1 protein-coding gene and 1 pseudogene are annotated in these 1,123 nt (G+C 73.0%); both read right to left on the bottom strand.

Going from position 1 to position 1,123, the window contains the following annotated elements; translation table 11 throughout:
• A partial coding sequence (locus FV222_RS26910; RefSeq protein WP_246685697.1) for a sugar phosphate nucleotidyltransferase occupies window positions 1-268 on the bottom strand: 268 nt, incomplete at its 3' end.
• Between the two features lie 82 nt (window positions 269-350).
• Window positions 351-1,123 (bottom strand): annotated as a pseudogene (locus FV222_RS30250) (alkaline phosphatase family protein); the annotation flags it as partial.

Here is a 1,123-nt window from a genome sequence, read left to right as displayed (position 1 = left end):
GTCCCTCCGGCTCCAGGATGATGTCGCCGGCGATGCCCGCCTGCGCCAACTGCTCGGCCACGATGAAGCGCGACTCGGCCGAGGCGATCACCGCCGGCCGGGCGAAGGTCGCGAGGTCGCTCACCCGCCGGGCGGTCGCCTGGAACGTCGACTCCGACGCGTCCACCAGCCGCGCGAACTGCTTGGGCATGCTCTCGCGCGACATCGGCCACAGCCGCGTGCCCGAGCCGCCGCACAGGATCACGGGGAGAATGCGGGCGGTGCTCATCTGACGACTCCTGTTCCCGGTGCCGCCGGGCGGCGACCCGACCGACGTTCTTCGCGCCGGTCGCGTGACCCGGGCGGTGCCCTCACTCCAACCCGAAGGTCCGCCCCGGGAACCCGGCCGCATCGAAGTAGCGCTGGTCCCCGACCTGCTGGAAGCGCAGCACCGTGGTCAAGCCCGACGGCGACGGTTCCGAGCGCAACGTGCCGGCCTGGGCCTGCGGCACGGGGGCGTCGCTCGTTCCCTCCCGCATCGCCTCCCGCATCGGGCGGCCGATCAGGCGGCCCTTGGCGGGGATCTGGAGCTTGAGCAGGGCGGCGAGAGTCTGCCCGACGTCGGCGTTGCTCACCGGCAGCGCATCGACGAAGCCGGCCTTGAAGCTCGGGCCGATGGCGGCCATGAAGTTGTGGGTGTCGGCCCGGCTGAAGCTGCCGTGCATGCCCTGGCCCTGCTGCAGCGCCGTGTCGGCGACCTCGACGACGCAGGTCTCCGGGTTGGCGCAGCCGGTGCTGTACGAGCGGAAGTTGACGACGATCGCCGGCGTCGGGGTCGCAGCCTCGCCCTTCAGGTTCACAGCCGAGAGCGGCAGCGTGCCGGGAAAGCTGCCGAGCGCGTCGTCGACGAACAGGCCGCTGACGTAGTCCTGCTCCAGGAGCGCCGCGACCGTGCGGGCGGCGAGCGCCTTGTCGCCCTTCGGCAGGTAGACGAGGTCCGAGCCGCCGTTGACCGCGACCACGAGGTCCGGCGCCTTCGGGTCCGGGCCGAGCAGCGCGTTGCCGAGCTTCGGCCGCTGGCCGGCGAGCACCGGTGCGGCGCTCGCGTCGGGCTCGTGCAGCGGCAGGCCGAGGGCCGCGGCGA

The organism is Methylobacterium sp. WL103 (genome assembly GCF_008039885.1).
Lineage (GTDB): Bacteria > Pseudomonadota > Alphaproteobacteria > Rhizobiales > Beijerinckiaceae > Methylobacterium > Methylobacterium cerastii.
The sequence above is the reverse complement of the archived record's forward strand: the minus strand, read 5'-3'. Positions and strand labels throughout refer to the sequence as shown.